Source organism: Acidiphilium sp. C61, assembly GCF_905116885.1.
Classification (GTDB): domain Bacteria; phylum Pseudomonadota; class Alphaproteobacteria; order Acetobacterales; family Acetobacteraceae; genus Acidiphilium.
Genome location: NZ_CAJHNI010000005.1, coordinates 1,810,688 through 1,824,438, shown reverse-complemented (window position 1 = coordinate 1,824,438; position 13,751 = coordinate 1,810,688). Strand labels below are relative to the sequence as shown.

12 protein-coding genes are annotated in these 13,751 nt (G+C 69.8%); 1 reads left to right on the top strand and 11 read right to left on the bottom strand.

Annotation, left to right across the window (positions count from 1 at the left end; all coding sequences use genetic code 11):
• Positions 1-19 precede the first annotated feature (19 nt).
• Complete coding sequence (locus tag HUW10_RS11405; protein ID WP_174503614.1) at positions 20-2,203, top strand: RNA degradosome polyphosphate kinase; 2,184 nt, start codon at positions 20-22, stop codon at positions 2,201-2,203.
• Here the strand turns inward: HUW10_RS11405 and HUW10_RS11400 are convergent.
• The 11 genes from HUW10_RS11400 to HUW10_RS11350 all read right to left on the bottom strand — a co-directional run bounded on the left by HUW10_RS11400 (position 2,173) and on the right by HUW10_RS11350 (position 13,750).
• Complete coding sequence (locus HUW10_RS11400) at positions 2,173-2,463, bottom strand: hypothetical protein (protein ID WP_236656514.1); 291 nt, start codon at positions 2,461-2,463, stop codon at positions 2,173-2,175. The genes HUW10_RS11405 and HUW10_RS11400 overlap by 31 nt on opposite strands.
• A 26-nt stretch (positions 2,464-2,489) precedes the next feature.
• A complete protein-coding gene (locus tag HUW10_RS11395) occupies positions 2,490-2,885 on the bottom strand; it encodes a hypothetical protein (protein WP_174503612.1) in 396 nt (131 codons plus the stop codon).
• Positions 2,873-3,112 carry a hypothetical protein gene (locus tag HUW10_RS11390; RefSeq protein WP_174503611.1) on the bottom strand — a complete coding sequence of 80 codons (240 nt, stop codon included), beginning with the start codon at positions 3,110-3,112 and terminating at the stop codon, positions 2,873-2,875. Before HUW10_RS11390 ends, HUW10_RS11395 begins: the two co-directional genes overlap by 13 nt.
• 12 nt (positions 3,113-3,124) lie before the next feature.
• Positions 3,125-3,478 carry a hypothetical protein gene (locus HUW10_RS11385; protein WP_174503610.1) on the bottom strand — a complete coding sequence of 118 codons (354 nt, stop codon included), beginning with the start codon at positions 3,476-3,478 and terminating at the stop codon, positions 3,125-3,127.
• Positions 3,479-3,483: 5 nt separating this feature from the next.
• Positions 3,484-5,622, bottom strand: coding sequence for a hypothetical protein (locus HUW10_RS11380; RefSeq protein WP_174503609.1), 2,139 nt, complete (start codon positions 5,620-5,622; stop codon positions 3,484-3,486).
• Positions 5,623-5,624: 2 nt separating this feature from the next.
• The gene (locus tag HUW10_RS11375; protein WP_174503608.1) at positions 5,625-7,508 is read right to left on the bottom strand and encodes a collagen-like protein; all 1,884 of its coding nucleotides are present in this window, start codon (positions 7,506-7,508) and stop codon (positions 5,625-5,627) included.
• 27 nt (positions 7,509-7,535) lie between these two features.
• Positions 7,536-10,079: a right-handed parallel beta-helix repeat-containing protein gene (locus HUW10_RS11370; protein WP_174503607.1), complete on the bottom strand. Its 2,544-nt coding sequence runs from the start codon at positions 10,077-10,079 to the stop codon at positions 7,536-7,538.
• 9 nt (positions 10,080-10,088) lie between these two features.
• Positions 10,089-10,580 carry a hypothetical protein gene (locus tag HUW10_RS11365; protein ID WP_174503606.1) on the bottom strand — a complete coding sequence of 164 codons (492 nt, stop codon included), beginning with the start codon at positions 10,578-10,580 and terminating at the stop codon, positions 10,089-10,091.
• A gap of 16 nt (positions 10,581-10,596) precedes the next feature.
• Complete coding sequence (locus HUW10_RS18540) at positions 10,597-11,850, bottom strand: glycine-rich domain-containing protein (RefSeq protein WP_174503605.1); 1,254 nt, start codon at positions 11,848-11,850, stop codon at positions 10,597-10,599.
• A gap of 94 nt (positions 11,851-11,944) precedes the next feature.
• Positions 11,945-12,622, bottom strand: a complete 678-nt coding sequence (locus HUW10_RS11355) for a hypothetical protein (RefSeq protein ID WP_174503604.1) — start codon at positions 12,620-12,622, stop codon at positions 11,945-11,947.
• Between the two features lie 3 nt (positions 12,623-12,625).
• A complete protein-coding gene (locus HUW10_RS11350; RefSeq protein WP_174503603.1) occupies positions 12,626-13,750 on the bottom strand; it encodes a baseplate J/gp47 family protein in 1,125 nt (374 codons plus the stop codon).
• Position 13,751: the final 1 nt, after the last annotated feature.

The window sequence follows — 13,751 nt, the reverse complement described above, 5'->3', positions numbered from 1 at the left end:
TTCATGGCAATGTGCGGGCATGGACGCGGAAACCCTGCCCGAGATCACCGTTGAGCCGGCCCTGGCCGATGGCACCCCACGGTTCATCAACCGCGAGCTGTCGTGGCTGGCCTTCAACGCCCGGGTCGTCGCCGCCGCCGAAAACCCGCGCTACCCACTGCTCGAACGGCTGCGCTTCGTCTCGATCAGCGCCTCCAATCTCGACGAGTTCTACTCCGTCCGCGTCGCCGGGCTGATCGGCCAGGCCCGCGCCGGGGTTGCCCTGCGCTCCTCGGACGGGCTGACGCCCACCCAGCAGCTCGCCGAGATTAACCGCTGCGCCCGGACCCTGATGGAAACCCAGCAGCGCGTGCTCGGCAGTGTTCTGGCCGAGCTGGCGGGCGCCGGCCTGACCGTGATCGCCCCGCACGAGCTGAACGAGGCTGACCGCGCCTTTCTCGACCAGCATTTCATGGAGCGGGTCTTCCCGGTCCTGACGCCGCTCGCGATCGACCCCGCGCACCCGTTTCCCTTCGTCCAGAACATGGGCCTCGTGCTTGCGCTCAAGCTGATCCGCCAGGATGATTCCGGCGTGATGCGGGCGCTGATCCCGCTTCCCGCGCAGATCCGGCGCTTCATCCGCCTGCCCGACCCGTCGCCGGCGACAATCCGCTTCATCAAGCTCGAGGATCTGGTGATCCTCTTCCTCGACCGCCTGTTCCACGGCTTCCGCCTCGCCGGTTCCGGCCTGTTCCGCGTCTGCCGCGATACCGATGTCGAGTTCGAGGAAGAGGCGGAGGATCTGGTCCAGTCCTATGAAACCGCACTGAAGCGTCGCCGCCGCGGTGCCGCGATCGAGCTGACCCTCGCCGCCAACATGCCGGACGACCTGCGCAGCCTCGTGATCGACGAGGTGGAGGCGCCGGAAAACCACTTCTTCATCGAAGCAGGGATGCTTGGCCTGGTCGATCTCAAGGAAATGATCGTCGACGACCGGCCCGAGCTGCTGTTTCCCGTCTACACGCCGCGCTTCCCCGAGCGCATCCGCGATTTCGGCGGCGACTGCTTCGCCGCGATCCGCAACAAGGACATCATCGTCCATCACCCGTTCGAGAGTTTCGACGTGGTGGTGCAGTTCCTCCGCCAGGCCGCCTCCGATCCCAATGTCGTCGCCATCAAGCAGACGCTGTATCGCACCAGCCGCGACTCCCCGATCGTCGGCGCGCTGATCGAGGCCGCCGAGTCGGGCAAGAGCGTCACCGCGATGGTGGAGTTGCGCGCCCGTTTCGACGAGGAGGCGAATATCCGCCTCGCCCGCACGCTCGAAGCCGCCGGCGTGCAGGTGGTCTACGGCTTCCTCGGGCTGAAGACCCACGCCAAGCTCTCGCTCGTGGTCCGGCGCGAGGGCAGCGCCATGCGGTCCTACGCGCATTTCGGCACCGGCAACTACCACCCGATCACCGCGCGCATCTACACCGACCTGTCCTTCTTCACCTGCGACCTGCAACTGACGCGCGATGCTGCCCGCCTGTTCAACTACATGACCGGCTATGCCCGACCCGAGCAGATGGACCAGCTGGTCTTCAGCCCGATCACGACCCGCCGCGCCATCGGCGCGCTGATCGACGCCGAGATCGAGGCAGCGCGCGCCGGCCGCCCGTCGGGCATCTGGCTCAAGCTGAACTCGCTGGTCGACGAACGGCTGATCGACCATCTCTACCGCGCCTCCGCCGCCGGCGTGCCGGTCTCCTGCGTGGTGCGCGGCATCTGCTGCCTCCGCCCCGGCGTGCCCGGACTGTCGGAGAACATCCGCGTCAAGTCGATCATCGGCCGCTTCCTCGAACACGCCCGCATCGCCGTCTTCGCCAACGGCTCGCGCATGCCCGACCGCGAGAACAAGGTCTTCATCTCCAGCGCCGACTGGATGGCCCGCAACATGGACTGGCGGGTGGAAACCTTCGTGCCGATCCACAATCCCACGGTCCACGCCCAGGTGCTCGACCAGATCATGGCCGTCGACCTGCGCGACAATGTCGATTCCTGGACGCTCGGCCCCGATGGCGCCTGGTCGCGGGTGACGCCGGGCGAGGCGCCGGTCTCCGCGCATGAATATTTCATGACCAACCCCTCGCTGTCCGGCCGGGGCTCGGCGCTGCGTGGCCCGCTCACCCAGCAGCAGCGCGACCAGGTCCGTTATCGCAAGACCTTCCTGACCGACGACTGACGCTGCGGCGCCGGCAAGGCACCCGGCTGGCGCAGAACGCCGGCCACCGCCGCCAGATGATTGCGACAAATCTCGCCCGCCTCCCATAGCTGCGCGACATAGGTCGCCACCGCGGACTGGCGCTGCACCACCGGCACCGCCGGCGCCGGCGGACACGACAGAAGTGCGGGCGGGACCAGCGGCGTCACCACCCTGATGCGCGTGACGACCTGCGGCGGAGAGGCCGCACACCCGGCGAGCAGTGCTGCGGCCGCGAGCATCAACCCGCTCCGTGACCCACCTCCTGTCATGGCTTCGCCCCCGCACCCTGCGCCGCCCCGAGTTGCGAGAGCGCGCCCGCCAGCACCGGGGCGACAGGACCATCCTGTTTTGGCGGCGCGGCGGCCACGCTCGTCAAAATCTGCTGCGAAAGCGCAACACCTTGCGCATCCGCCGCCGCCGCCGTCGTCAGCGCGGTCTGCCAGGCCGCCTCGTCGGCGCGCAACCGGGCGAGTTCGACGCGGTTTTCCGCATTCGTCGCCATCAGCCGCGCGATCGTGCCCTGCCCGTCGCGCACCGCGACCCGCGCCGCGCGCAGCGCGACCTCGAGATGCCAGCCATAGAGCAGCAGCCCCGCGAGGAGCAGGCAGCCCAGAATCCACGGCGCGAACCGCCCGAGCGCCGACAGCATCACGGCTGGCATCGCGCACCTCCGGCGAGCCTGGCCTTCAGCCCCATTCCGAACGCACCGGCGGCGATCGCCGACCCGAGGCCCATGCCATACGCATCGGGCTCGAACCGCTGGCCCCGCACCACCACGGCGAACACACCAAGAAAAATGTAGCTCAGCACGCCCAGCACCGAGAGCAGGGCCATCCCGTCAGACCGCCCCGCGGCATCTGAGACGATCTCCAGCAGAAAACGTCGCATCCGAATGTCCTTTCAGCCGCCGAAACGCAGCCAGTGATCGGCGACACTGCCGATCACCGCCGAAATCACGCCGATCACCACCATGATCACCCGATGGCTGCCCGACTGTTCGCCGCGGAATCGCGCCAGTTCCGAACGAAACTGCGCGAAGGCCTCCACCAGCTCGTCCGATCTGTCGATGAAGCGCTCCTGCGTGCCAGTCACCTGCAGCTCGAAGCGGTTGCGCCAGGCCTCGAGCGCGAGATGCCGCGCCTCGATCGCGGCGATGTCCCGCCGTCCCGAGGCAATCTCGACCTGAAGCATGCCGACATCCGAGCGCAGATCCCCCAGCGCGTCCCGCAGGAACGCGATCGTGTCCTCACCCATGACGCTCACCCCGGCGTTGTCGAAAGCGGAACGCCGTAGGCGGTTGCCTGCAGCGGCATGTCGAAGGCGAAGGCGCCCCCCAGATCCGCCGCCATCGACCATCCGGCCGGCGGCGCAAGGCTGGCGAGATTGTCCGTGACCGCATCGCCCCGGCCGATCTGCGTACTGCCATACGGATAATACAGCAGGCACGACGCTGCCGGGTTCACCGGCGCGCGCTGCAACGTCACCGCCACATGCGTCGCATCGACCCGCGCGGCCGCGATGGCCGGGATCATCGGCCCCGGGTTTGCCACGGTGCCGCCATCCATCACCGCGAATCCGGCGCCGTTCACCGCCTGCAGATCGACCTTCATGTCGGTACCGGCATCGTGCCGGATGGTCAGGACGATCTGGTCCGGCGCCGCCTGATAGGCATGCACGACCGACGGGCCACCCGCCAACGGCAACCCGCCTGCTGGCACGGCGGATGCCGGAATCGTATCCGAAAGCCCCATCGCCAGCGCCGCCCGCGCCGCCGCATGCGCCCCGATCCGCCCATACCGCAACAGGTCCGGCTGGTCCCGATGCTGCGGGTCACCACCCGAGAACAACCCTGTCGCCGGGTTCCACGCCGCGTTCAGCGGGTTGGAATCTGCCGTCTGCGCCGCGAAGATCACGGCGTTCAGTGTCGGGTCGAGCGACAGGTCGAGCACGCTCTCGCGCACCATCTGCACACCCTGGTCGGTCTCGTAGGGAATGGCGCTCCAGAGCAGCAGCGGCAGCGAGGCAACACTCCGCCCCAGCATCTGCCGCGTCAGCGCCGCGAGCCGGCTGACACTTTCCTTGTAGAGCGTCTTGTTCGCGTAAGGCATCGTGCTGTCCTGCTCGCTCCACGGCCAGAGCAGGAAGGCGATATCCGCCTCGTCCATCGCCGGGACCAGCGCCTGCGCGCCGGTCAGATAGGCCGACAGCGCCTGCCCGTCCGGCCCCAGCACCCAGGTCGCGGGCGAAGACCCGTCGCCGGGATTGGTCAGGAACGTGCCATTCCCCGTCCCGGGCGGGAACAGCGGGGGCGAGGCGTTGGACACCGGATGCCCCGCAATCATCGAATACCGCGCCGGGCTGACCACATTCCCCGCCGGCAGCGACGTCGCCGCCCACGCGGCCGCCCCGAGATACCACGCAACACCCCGCGCCAGCGCTTCCGCCCCGCCCGCCTGCACGAACCACTCGGCGTTCGACTGGCCCATGACCAGCAGGTTGACGCCCCGCCGCGCGCCCAGCACCCAGCGCCCCTGGGCGGATACCAGCGTCGCGATCTCCGCTGCATCCAGCGCCCGGGTCCAGCAGGCGGCCTCGTGAAACCAGCACTGCGCCGAGCCCTGCACCGTATTGTCGTGGAACAGCAGCACATCGCCGGCCGCCGCCGCCGGCAGCGGATTTGCGGCAGCACTCGCCACCAGCGTGCCGTCGAGCCACACATCCAGGCCCGTCCCCGGCGTGTGGCGCAGGATCAGCGCATGGCTGTGCCGCCGTTCGATCGTCGTGGTGATGCCGCGACTCGCCGCCGTGCCGGGAAACAGCGTCAGCCCGCCGCCGCCCGGCCCGCCGGCCTCGATGATGGTCGTTCCCGTCGCCATCGCATGGATCAGCGGGATCGGCGCATTGTCGACCTCGATCGTGCCCTGCCGCCAGTTCGGCCGGGTCCAGACGAGATAGAGCGTCCAGGCCGACAAGCTGCCGAGGTCGAACCGCGCGAGCGACAGCCCCCAGTCCGGATCGAGCGTCGGCCCGTATTGCGCGATCGCCGGGTCCGGGCTGCCAACCGCACCGAGAAACCCGTTGACCCGCGACACCGCCAGCATCGCCGCCGGCGCGGTATCCGCCACGATGTGAAAGGGCAGCAGCGGCACGCCGTTGCCGGACTTGTCGGCCAGCGCCACCGCAGGGGCGTTCCAGGCGGTCAGCGGATTGCCATTGGCATCGAGAACGGCACCGAGCGCGCCGGCATCCCACCAACCTGCCAGACCGGCGATCGCGGCCGGCGTCGGTCCGGCGAAGGCGCTTCCCGCCGGCACCGACCCCGCACCTTGAGCGCGGGCGAACAACCGCCCCGTTCCCTCGCGCAGCGGCGCGGCCGGGCGTACCGAAATCAGGTTCATGCTCAGGTCACCGTGATCGTGAAGCCGGACACCGAAGCCGCCTGCCCCGTCGCGGTCTCGACCCAGACGTAATACGCCCCCGCCGTTGCCGGGATCGTCGCGTAGAGCGCCCAGAGCCCGTTATTGTCGATGAGCGCGGCAGCCTGCCAGCCGCCCGATGGCGGCGCGGCATTGGACGTCGAGAACGCCACCTGGGTCGCGATCGCCTGCGCCGGGCTGATGCCGCCGTTCAGCGCCATCGTGCCCGATCCGGCGGCAACCGAGATGGTCGCAGGCTGGTTGATCGTATACGTCACGACAGGCGTCGCCGCCGTCACCGTGATCGCGCCGGATACCGCCGTCACCGCCGCGTCCGCCGTCTGCTCGGCCCAGAGATAGACCGTTCCCGCCGCACTCCCCGCCGGCAGCGTGGCCGACCAGGTGCCGCCACTGACCGTCGCGGCGACGAAACCGGCCGGCGGCGTGGTGGCACTCGCCGAAAGCCCGACCTGCACCGCCGTCCCCGCCGGGGCCACGGTGCCGCTCACCGCGATCGTGCCGCCCGCACTCGCGCTGGCCGGCACCGCCGCGAGCGCGACCGCCGCCGTCGCCACGCTGAACGGCGCGCTCCGGCCGACCACGCCAGTCGCATTATGGTCGCGCACCGCGATCGTGTAGCTGCCCGCCGGCAATCCAGGCACCTGAAAGGAATACGACCCGGCGCCGATCATCGGCGATGCCACCGCCGTCCAGTTCGTCCCGTCCGTCGAATAGTCGAGCGCGGTCGGGGCTTCGTCGAACAGGCCGCCACTGACCGTAAAGGGAGCATTGGCCGCCGGGCTGCCGGGCGCGTTCACCGTGATGGTCGGCGTCGGCAACGCGATCCCGTCCCACCAGACCAGCGATCCGCCGGAATAGGTCAGCGCCGTCAGCTCCGCCGCGGTGCCGGGCGGCAACGTGGCCACCCCGGTGCCGGAGGTGATGCCGGTGCCCATCGTCACCGGCCCCGCGGCGAGGTTGATCACCCGGCAGGTGAACCCGCTGCCCATGTTGGTGAAATTGGCGGTCAGGGTGATCGGCTGGCTCGCCACCAGAACCCTCTGGTTATGCGTCGTCGCGTCGAGCACCGTGTTGCTGTTCAGCTCGACGACCTGTCGGCGCATGGTCGGGATCTTCTGCGCCGCATAGGTCCAGATCGCCGCGAAGCTCTGGCTGGCCAGCGCGTTGCCGCCCTGCGCGACCAGCAGCAGGTCGGAATCCGCCGCCGGCCCCGCCGCGGGCAGCTGATCGATCGTCTGCCCGCCCACCAGCTTCTCGTAGGAGAGCCAGGCATTGGCGCCGTTCTGCCAGATCGCGACGAAATCGGCGCTGCCGATCGTGCTGGCCGAATTCGTCGCCCCCGGCGCATTCAACCCCGAACCGGCAGGACCGGCCGGCCCCGCAGGACCGGCAGCACCGGCAGGCCCCGCCGGACCGGTCGCTCCCGCGATCGCACTGGCCGTGACGCTCAGCGTGCCATTGGCATCGATCGCAAGGCCGGTCCCTGCGGCAAACAGCCCGCGCAGGGCCGTAACCGGCAGCCGCCCCGGCGCGCCCTGGGCGTTCACCACCACCTCGTCGGTGGCCGAGAACGCACCGAGCAGCGCAAAGCCGAGATGATCGGTGCCCGTGGCCGCGAGCGTGCCAGCACCGAGCGCAAGCCCGGCCCCCGGCGTCACCGCCTCCGGTGCTCCCGCCCCGGCGCTGTTGCGCCCGAGCAGGTCGCCGGTCGGCAGGCTGATTTCGTGCTGGAGCCCGGCGGTCACCTGCTGCACGCTCGCGGCATAGAGCATGCTGTTCTGCGACAAAGCGAGCAGGTCGGTCGGCCCCACGCTCGCGGCGGTGGGCAGTTGGGGTATCGTCGTCATGGTTCGGGAATGTCCTCTCGCGTTGCCTCAGGCGATCGCGATCCAGCCGGTCGCGTCGGTCGCGGTCTGCTTGATCCAGAAGGTTGCCCCGGCGCCGCCGTCGAGGTTGCGGTAACTCGATCCGGGCGGCGCGCTCACCACGCCGAGCGGCGAACCCCGCCCGATCAGCGCCACGCATCCGGTCGGCTCGGTCGGCGAGATCAGCCGGACCGCGCCACCCGTCGCCGGTTCGAGCCGCACATCCCCGGCCTGGCTGCCGAGCGTGACGCTGCCATCGGCGGCCGGCGCCAGATAATCGGACTGGATGAACCGCGCCGCCTGCCAGGCCCCGGCATGCCCCCGCCACTCGATCGTCGCACCCGCCGGCACGGTCAGCTTCGCGCCGGTCCAGTTTTCCTGCGCCGGCACGCTGCCGGCAGACGCGAAACTCACCGGCGCGAGGCACTCGATCTCCAGCCGCCGGCCTTCGAGCACCGGCAGCCCGACCTGCACGCTCGCCGTCGCACCCGTGCCGTCACCGCTGATGCTCACCTGCGTACCCGGGCCATAGAGGCTGCCGGCCGCGGTGATATAGACGCCGATGACGCTGCCATTGGCGATCCAGGCGCCGGCCGCAGCCCCGCTGCCGGTCCCGCTGATCGCGACGGTCGCGGTCGTGTAGTTCGACCCGCCATTGGTCACCTTGATGTAGCTGATCGTCCCCGCGCTCCGCTGCGCCGTGGCACTGATGATCGACTGCACCTGCCCCGTGCCTTGCGACACCGTCACCCGGTCCACCAGGTCGGGATAGACCAGCGTGTTCAGCCCGTTCGATGCCACCGGATTGACCGCGAAACTGTCGGCGAAATTCAGGATGTTGTTCCGCAGCACGACCGAATCGGTATAGGCCAGCAGCGCGTTGAGCGGATCGCCCCCGGTGCCGGAGGAGACGATATTGTCCCGCACCACCACCAGCTGCGGCGCATCCTTCAGGACGATGCCATAACCGCCGGGACCGTAATTGATCCGGTTCCCGGCAATCTCGAGATTGTTGCAGGCGATGCCGAAATCGGTCCCGCGCCCGTCGGATTCGACGTTGAGCGCCTCGATTCCCGTTGTGCAATCCTGGATGAAATTGCCCCGCACCGTGCAGTTCTGGCTACCGCCGATGCCGATGCCGATCGTCTGGCCATCGCAGTAATTGCCGGACAGCTCGACAAAGACCGACCCGCCGGCATCGATCCCGAAGCCGCCCGCATTGGTGATCATGTTGTCGGCGACGCGGCAATAGCCGGTATTCACCAGCATCCCGCCGCCGGCCGGCCCGTTATCGACCAGCAGGTTGCCGGTCACCAGGATGTTCCGCCCCGAAATCGAGATGCCGTAGCTGCTGTTGCCAAACGCGCAATTCTGCGCGACCAGCGCGCCGAGCACGTCCGGATTGGCATTGCCATAGGTACCCGGCTGAAGGTTCGTCTGGTTGAAATTGCCGACCACGATACCGGTCTGGTTGTTCCAGCACGTGTTGCCGACCACCTGCACATCGCGGATCTTCAGCGTCAGCGTCGGGTCCTGGCTGTCGACGTAAATGCCGTTGCGGGCGTTGTCGTGCGCCCGGCAGCCCGTCACCGCGACAGCGTCGGTCGCCGCGATCCAGAGCCCATCCACGGCATTCGCGGTGAATTCGCAATCATGCACATGGTGCTGCGTCACCGCCGGGTCGCTGGGCGCGATCGCGAGGCCCCAGCCATAGATCGATGCCTTGGCATTGCGGAACTGCGAGCGCGTGACGGCGGACGCCGTGCAGCCGGCCTGGATCACCACGCCCCAGCTCTGCGCCGTGATCGCGGCATTGGCGTCGAAAATGATGCCATCGGCGATGAAGGTCGCCGCACTCACGCTGATCCATGCCGCCTGGCTCGATGTGCCGGCCACACTCTGCGCGCCGCGCGTCAGCATCGTCTGCCCCGGCACGCCGATCAGTGTCGCGGCAGTGCCGCCGATGTCGCATTCGCCGTCGATCCGATACGTCTTCGGCCCGAACCGCACCGGGCTGCCCGCGGCAAGTGCCGCGCGCAGCGCCGGCGCGTCATCGGTCGCCCCGTCGCCCTTCGCACCGAAATCCTCGATCGCGACGGCGTTGGCGGCCAGCGCGGCGATCGAGCGCACCGCGCTCGCACCCGCCGCGACCGCCTCGAACCCGTCCGCCCGCACGCCCTGCACGGATGATATTCCGCCCATGAAGGCGCCATAACTCAGCGCGACATTCGCGCCGCCCTGGCCGAGCGGCACGGAATCGCCGCTACCCGGCGGCGCTCCCGCCGGCAGTGCGGCGATCTCGAACGGTGTGGCGGTGGCTGCGAGGGTGGTGCCGCTGAGCGACAGGTTGGCGCCGATCGTGATCGGCACCGGCGCCGCCGTTCCCGGCCCGATGCCGCCGAGCAGCGTGCCCTGTGGCAGGGCGAGCTGCTGCTGCATGCCGGCGAGGAACTGCGCGCGCGTTGCCGCCACGGTCTGTCCGGCCTGGTAGAGCGGCAGTTCGTCGCTGTCCGAAACCGAATTCGCCGCCGGCAATTGTCCGATGGTGGGCATGCCGCCTCCTCAGTTCGCGGTGATGGGCTGGCCGAACGGGCTGGTGATCGGCGCGCCGTCCGGGGTGGTGATCGCGCTCGCCGGGGCCGGCACCGAGGCCAGCGACACAACCGGCAGCGCGATGCTCCGGGCCAGATTCCGACCGGCCAGCGTGGTGATCGAAACCGTGACCGTATAGGTCGTGCCCGGCTGCCCTCCGGCGAGCCAAAGCACCGCCCTCGTGCCATCGATCGCGGTCGAGGCGAGGGCGAGATCGCCCGGATTGTCCGGGTTCACCGTGGCCGTGACGGTGGCGATCGCGTCGCCGGGGCTGCCCGCCAGCGCGGGCGCCACGTCGAACGTGTAATCCAGCATGTCGCCAGGGTCCTTTTCCGGCCAGGCCAGCGGCCGCGGCGGCAGCAGCGCGATCCCGCGCGGCGTCGGAATGAACCCCTCGATCTCGATCAGCCGTGCCGAGGCCGCCTGCCAGATCCGGCTGGCCGGTGTCGTGCTTGCGCTCATCAGGATGGACCCCCGCTCAATATTCGACAATGACGATGCCGGGCGCGCCCGCGCCGCCCGGACTGCTGGTGGGTGCTGCGCCGACCGAGGCGCCGCCGCCGCCGCCGCCACCGCCGAAGCCGGTCGCCTGAAGTCCCGGCAACGGACCGCTCGCGCCCCGGCCGCTTCCCGGCCCGCCGCCATCGCCGCCGCGTCCGGCAACGGCGATGCCGTCACCCCCCATCGCCCCGCCCTGCACGATCCGCGCCCCCAGGCCGATGCCGCCAGCGCCCCCGGCGGTGGCGAACAGGCTGGCCGTTCCCCCCTCGCCGCCGCCGCCGCCGGTCGCCGAAAGGTAGCTGCCGAAGCTCGATGCACCGCCGGTGCCGCCATTGGCCGGCGCGCTAGGCGCAGCACCGCCCGCGCCCACCGTCACCGGCACCACCTGTCCGGGCACGAGGCCGGTGACGATGTCGATCGCCGTGCCCCCCGCGCCGCCGCCGCCGCCCGGCATCGTCGCGTGATATCCCGCCCCGCCGCCACCGCCGACCACCGTGACCTTCGCCTGCGTCACGCCCGGCGGCACGACGAAATTGCCCAAGCCCTCGAACACCTGCATCTGCGAGAAGCCCGGCCGCAGTTGCGGCAGCTTGCAAGGCAGGAACGGCGCCTGCGGCAGCGTGACGATATCCGTCGCTGCAATGGCACTCTGCCCGTAATTGACGGTGACGACGTAAAGCCCCACCCATCCCGCATCGACCGGCGGCGTCGCCTGGGTTCCCGCCGCCGCCGCCGCACCCGGCTTGACCTGGAGCTGCACCCGCTGAAGCCGCTGCGTGTTCTGTGCGCCGCCCGAATTGCCCGGCCCCGAATACGGCACCGAAGGATCGGCGGCGTTCACATAGGGCAGCACCACCGGATCGGCGTCGATCTCCGAAAACGTCGCCTCGATCAGGTAATTCACCGACTGGCCGGAACTGGCCGGCGCGGCCAGCGTGAACGTGACCGGATCGAGATTGATCCCCATCCGTACCGTCTGCTGGGCGATATCCTGCGGCAGGCTGCCATAGCTGTTGGCATCGACCGGCCCGAGCTGGGTGATCGACCCCGGCGCCACCGTCACCGTCAGCGAGGCCGGCACGCTCGGCGTGCAGGCCAGCCCGTCGGCGACCATGCCGCCGCCGAGCACCGCCGCGCCAAGGGCGCCGATCGCGGCCATCACGTTGCGGTTGAGGTTCAGAATGTCGGTATCCAGCGGGATCGCCCCGGGATAGACGATGGTCCTGTCCATGAAGATGTCCTTGTCATGAGGCCGCGCGACGGCGCCCGCCGCATCAGGGCGGCGTCCGGCCGGCAGGGAGGGAAAGGCGCGGTATATGGGCCCGTCAGTTCAGCAACCGCGTCCAGGCGATGGCATTGACGGGCAGCACGTGGGCGATGGCGGCATAGATGTCGGCATCGGTGGCCAGCCCCACATCCTGGGCGAGATCGCTCCAGGCCAGCGGCGCGGTCGAATAGCCGCCCGGCCCGTAGCCGAACCCGCCCGAGGCTCCGCTGCCGGCCACGAACGGCCGATAGGCCGTCACGAAACACTGGTAGGGCAATGCGAGACTGCCATAGCCGCCGCGCACCCCATACCCCAGCGTGCCGGCGCCATAGCCGCCGGTATCGCCGGTGTTGGCGGCCTCGAAAATCACCGGCGCCCGCCCGGTCTCGGCGGTGATGGCGGCGGCGAGCGCCGCGCGCGTCGCCTTCGGTGTCAGCAGATTGGCGCGGATCCGCCCGCTGAACGCGGCATCCGCCTCGCCCGCCCGCCGCACGATGCGCCCGCCCAGATAGTCACGCGCGGCGATGTCCAGCATCGCGCCCGTGGCCGTCGCGATCCGCGTCTGCCGCCGCACCGTGCCGATCAGCGCATACAGCGCCGCCCAGAGCGCGCCGAGCCCGCCGAGAACCTGATCGAGCACCGGCGTCGCATCGGCGAACCAGCCGGCCGGCAGCGCCATTTTCAGCCGCGCCGCCATGTCGGCCGCGCTGCCGGGGGAATTTGCCGAACCGCTCATGGCTCAGCTCACGCCGATCGTGCCGGCCCGCACCACACCGAACGCGGGCGGCACCAGGTCGGCCGTGCCGCCGTTCAGCAGGGCGTCGGTCACGTTCGCCACCGCGTCGGACGCGTCATAGGCAATCTGGAGCAGTTTCGAGTAAGGCAGCGTGGCACCCACCGCGAGCCCGCCGATATAGGCCGCGATCGCGTCCGTCACCGCACCGCTCGCGGTCTGCGGCACCGTCCCCGGCGCCAGCACCAGCGTCATCGACACGTTCGCCGCCACCACTCTCGGCCCCTGCACCGCGAACCGCGTGCCCACCGGCCGCACCGCATCCACCGCCTGGCCCAGCGTCGCCAGCAGGGATGCCGGCGGATGGCCGGTTCCATCATCGACCGTGACGATGAAATTGCCCATGCTGGCCGCCCCGGTCTGGTCGACATTCTCACTGATCGTCACCGAAAGCCCCTGCTGCACCCCGGCCACGGCCGCCTTGATGGCGCCGGACGTCGCGCGCGAGAGGCTGGAGAGATAATTGCCGAACCGCGCCTTGAACGCGGCGTCGGTCTCCGCGTCCACACCGCCGCCCATCGATGCCGCATTGCTCACCGTATCGATCCCGGCGATCGCCGTGGTCAGCAGCGAAATCGCCCCCGCCATGACGTTGCCGGCCGCCCCCGGCAGCACCGCGCTCACCGGCAGGTCGAGGGAGGCGACACCCGCCGCCAGCGTGTATCCGCCTTGCGCCGCCGAAAAACCCGGGTTCGCCGGGTCCGCCGTCACCGCGAAACTCTGGCTGCCATCGGCCGTCATCACCGTCGCGCCGACCGGCACGAAGGCCGATAGCACGGGTGCGAACCGCGCGAAGGTCACACTGCCGGCGCCTGCCACCGCGGGCAGCCGGGCAAAGCCGAAATCCGCGCCGAAACTGTCGCAGTCGGCCCCGGTGCTGGTGGAAAGCCGCGTGGTCAGCAGCACCTGCACGATCATCCATTGCAGCCAGAGGCCAAGGGAGGCATTCGCCTCGATCAGCGCCCGCAGGACCGACCCGACGGTCAGGTCCAGCGCCTGGCTCGCCGCCCCCTGCAAGGCAGCAGCCATCTGCTCCACCATGGCGGTGAAGCTTTGCAGCGATAATTGCATC

Excerpts from the sequence above, each read along its gene's own strand:
- HUW10_RS11400 (WP_236656514.1), bottom strand. The coding sequence starts at position 2,463 with ATGCTCGCGGCCGCAGCACTGCTCGCCGGGTGTGCGGCCTCTCCGCCG.
- HUW10_RS11365 (WP_174503606.1), bottom strand. The coding sequence starts at position 10,580 with ATGAGCGCAAGCACGACACCGGCCAGCCGGATCTGGCAGGCGGCCTCG.
- HUW10_RS11355 (WP_174503604.1), bottom strand. The coding sequence starts at position 12,622 with ATGAGCGGTTCGGCAAATTCCCCCGGCAGCGCGGCCGACATGGCGGCG.
- HUW10_RS11385 (WP_174503610.1), bottom strand. The coding sequence starts at position 3,478 with ATGGGTGAGGACACGATCGCGTTCCTGCGGGACGCGCTGGGGGATCTG.
- HUW10_RS11350 (WP_174503603.1), bottom strand. The coding sequence starts at position 13,750 with ATGCAATTATCGCTGCAAAGCTTCACCGCCATGGTGGAGCAGATGGCT.
- HUW10_RS11395 (WP_174503612.1), bottom strand. The coding sequence starts at position 2,885 with ATGCCAGCCGTGATGCTGTCGGCGCTCGGGCGGTTCGCGCCGTGGATT.
- HUW10_RS11380 (WP_174503609.1), bottom strand. The coding sequence starts at position 5,622 with ATGAACCTGATTTCGGTACGCCCGGCCGCGCCGCTGCGCGAGGGAACG.
- HUW10_RS18540 (WP_174503605.1), bottom strand. The coding sequence starts at position 11,850 with ATGGACAGGACCATCGTCTATCCCGGGGCGATCCCGCTGGATACCGAC.
- HUW10_RS11375 (WP_174503608.1), bottom strand. The coding sequence starts at position 7,508 with ATGACGACGATACCCCAACTGCCCACCGCCGCGAGCGTGGGGCCGACC.
- HUW10_RS11370 (WP_174503607.1), bottom strand. The coding sequence starts at position 10,079 with ATGCCCACCATCGGACAATTGCCGGCGGCGAATTCGGTTTCGGACAGC.
- HUW10_RS11390 (WP_174503611.1), bottom strand. The coding sequence starts at position 3,112 with ATGCGACGTTTTCTGCTGGAGATCGTCTCAGATGCCGCGGGGCGGTCT.
- HUW10_RS11405 (WP_174503614.1), top strand. The coding sequence starts at position 20 with ATGGACGCGGAAACCCTGCCCGAGATCACCGTTGAGCCGGCCCTGGCC.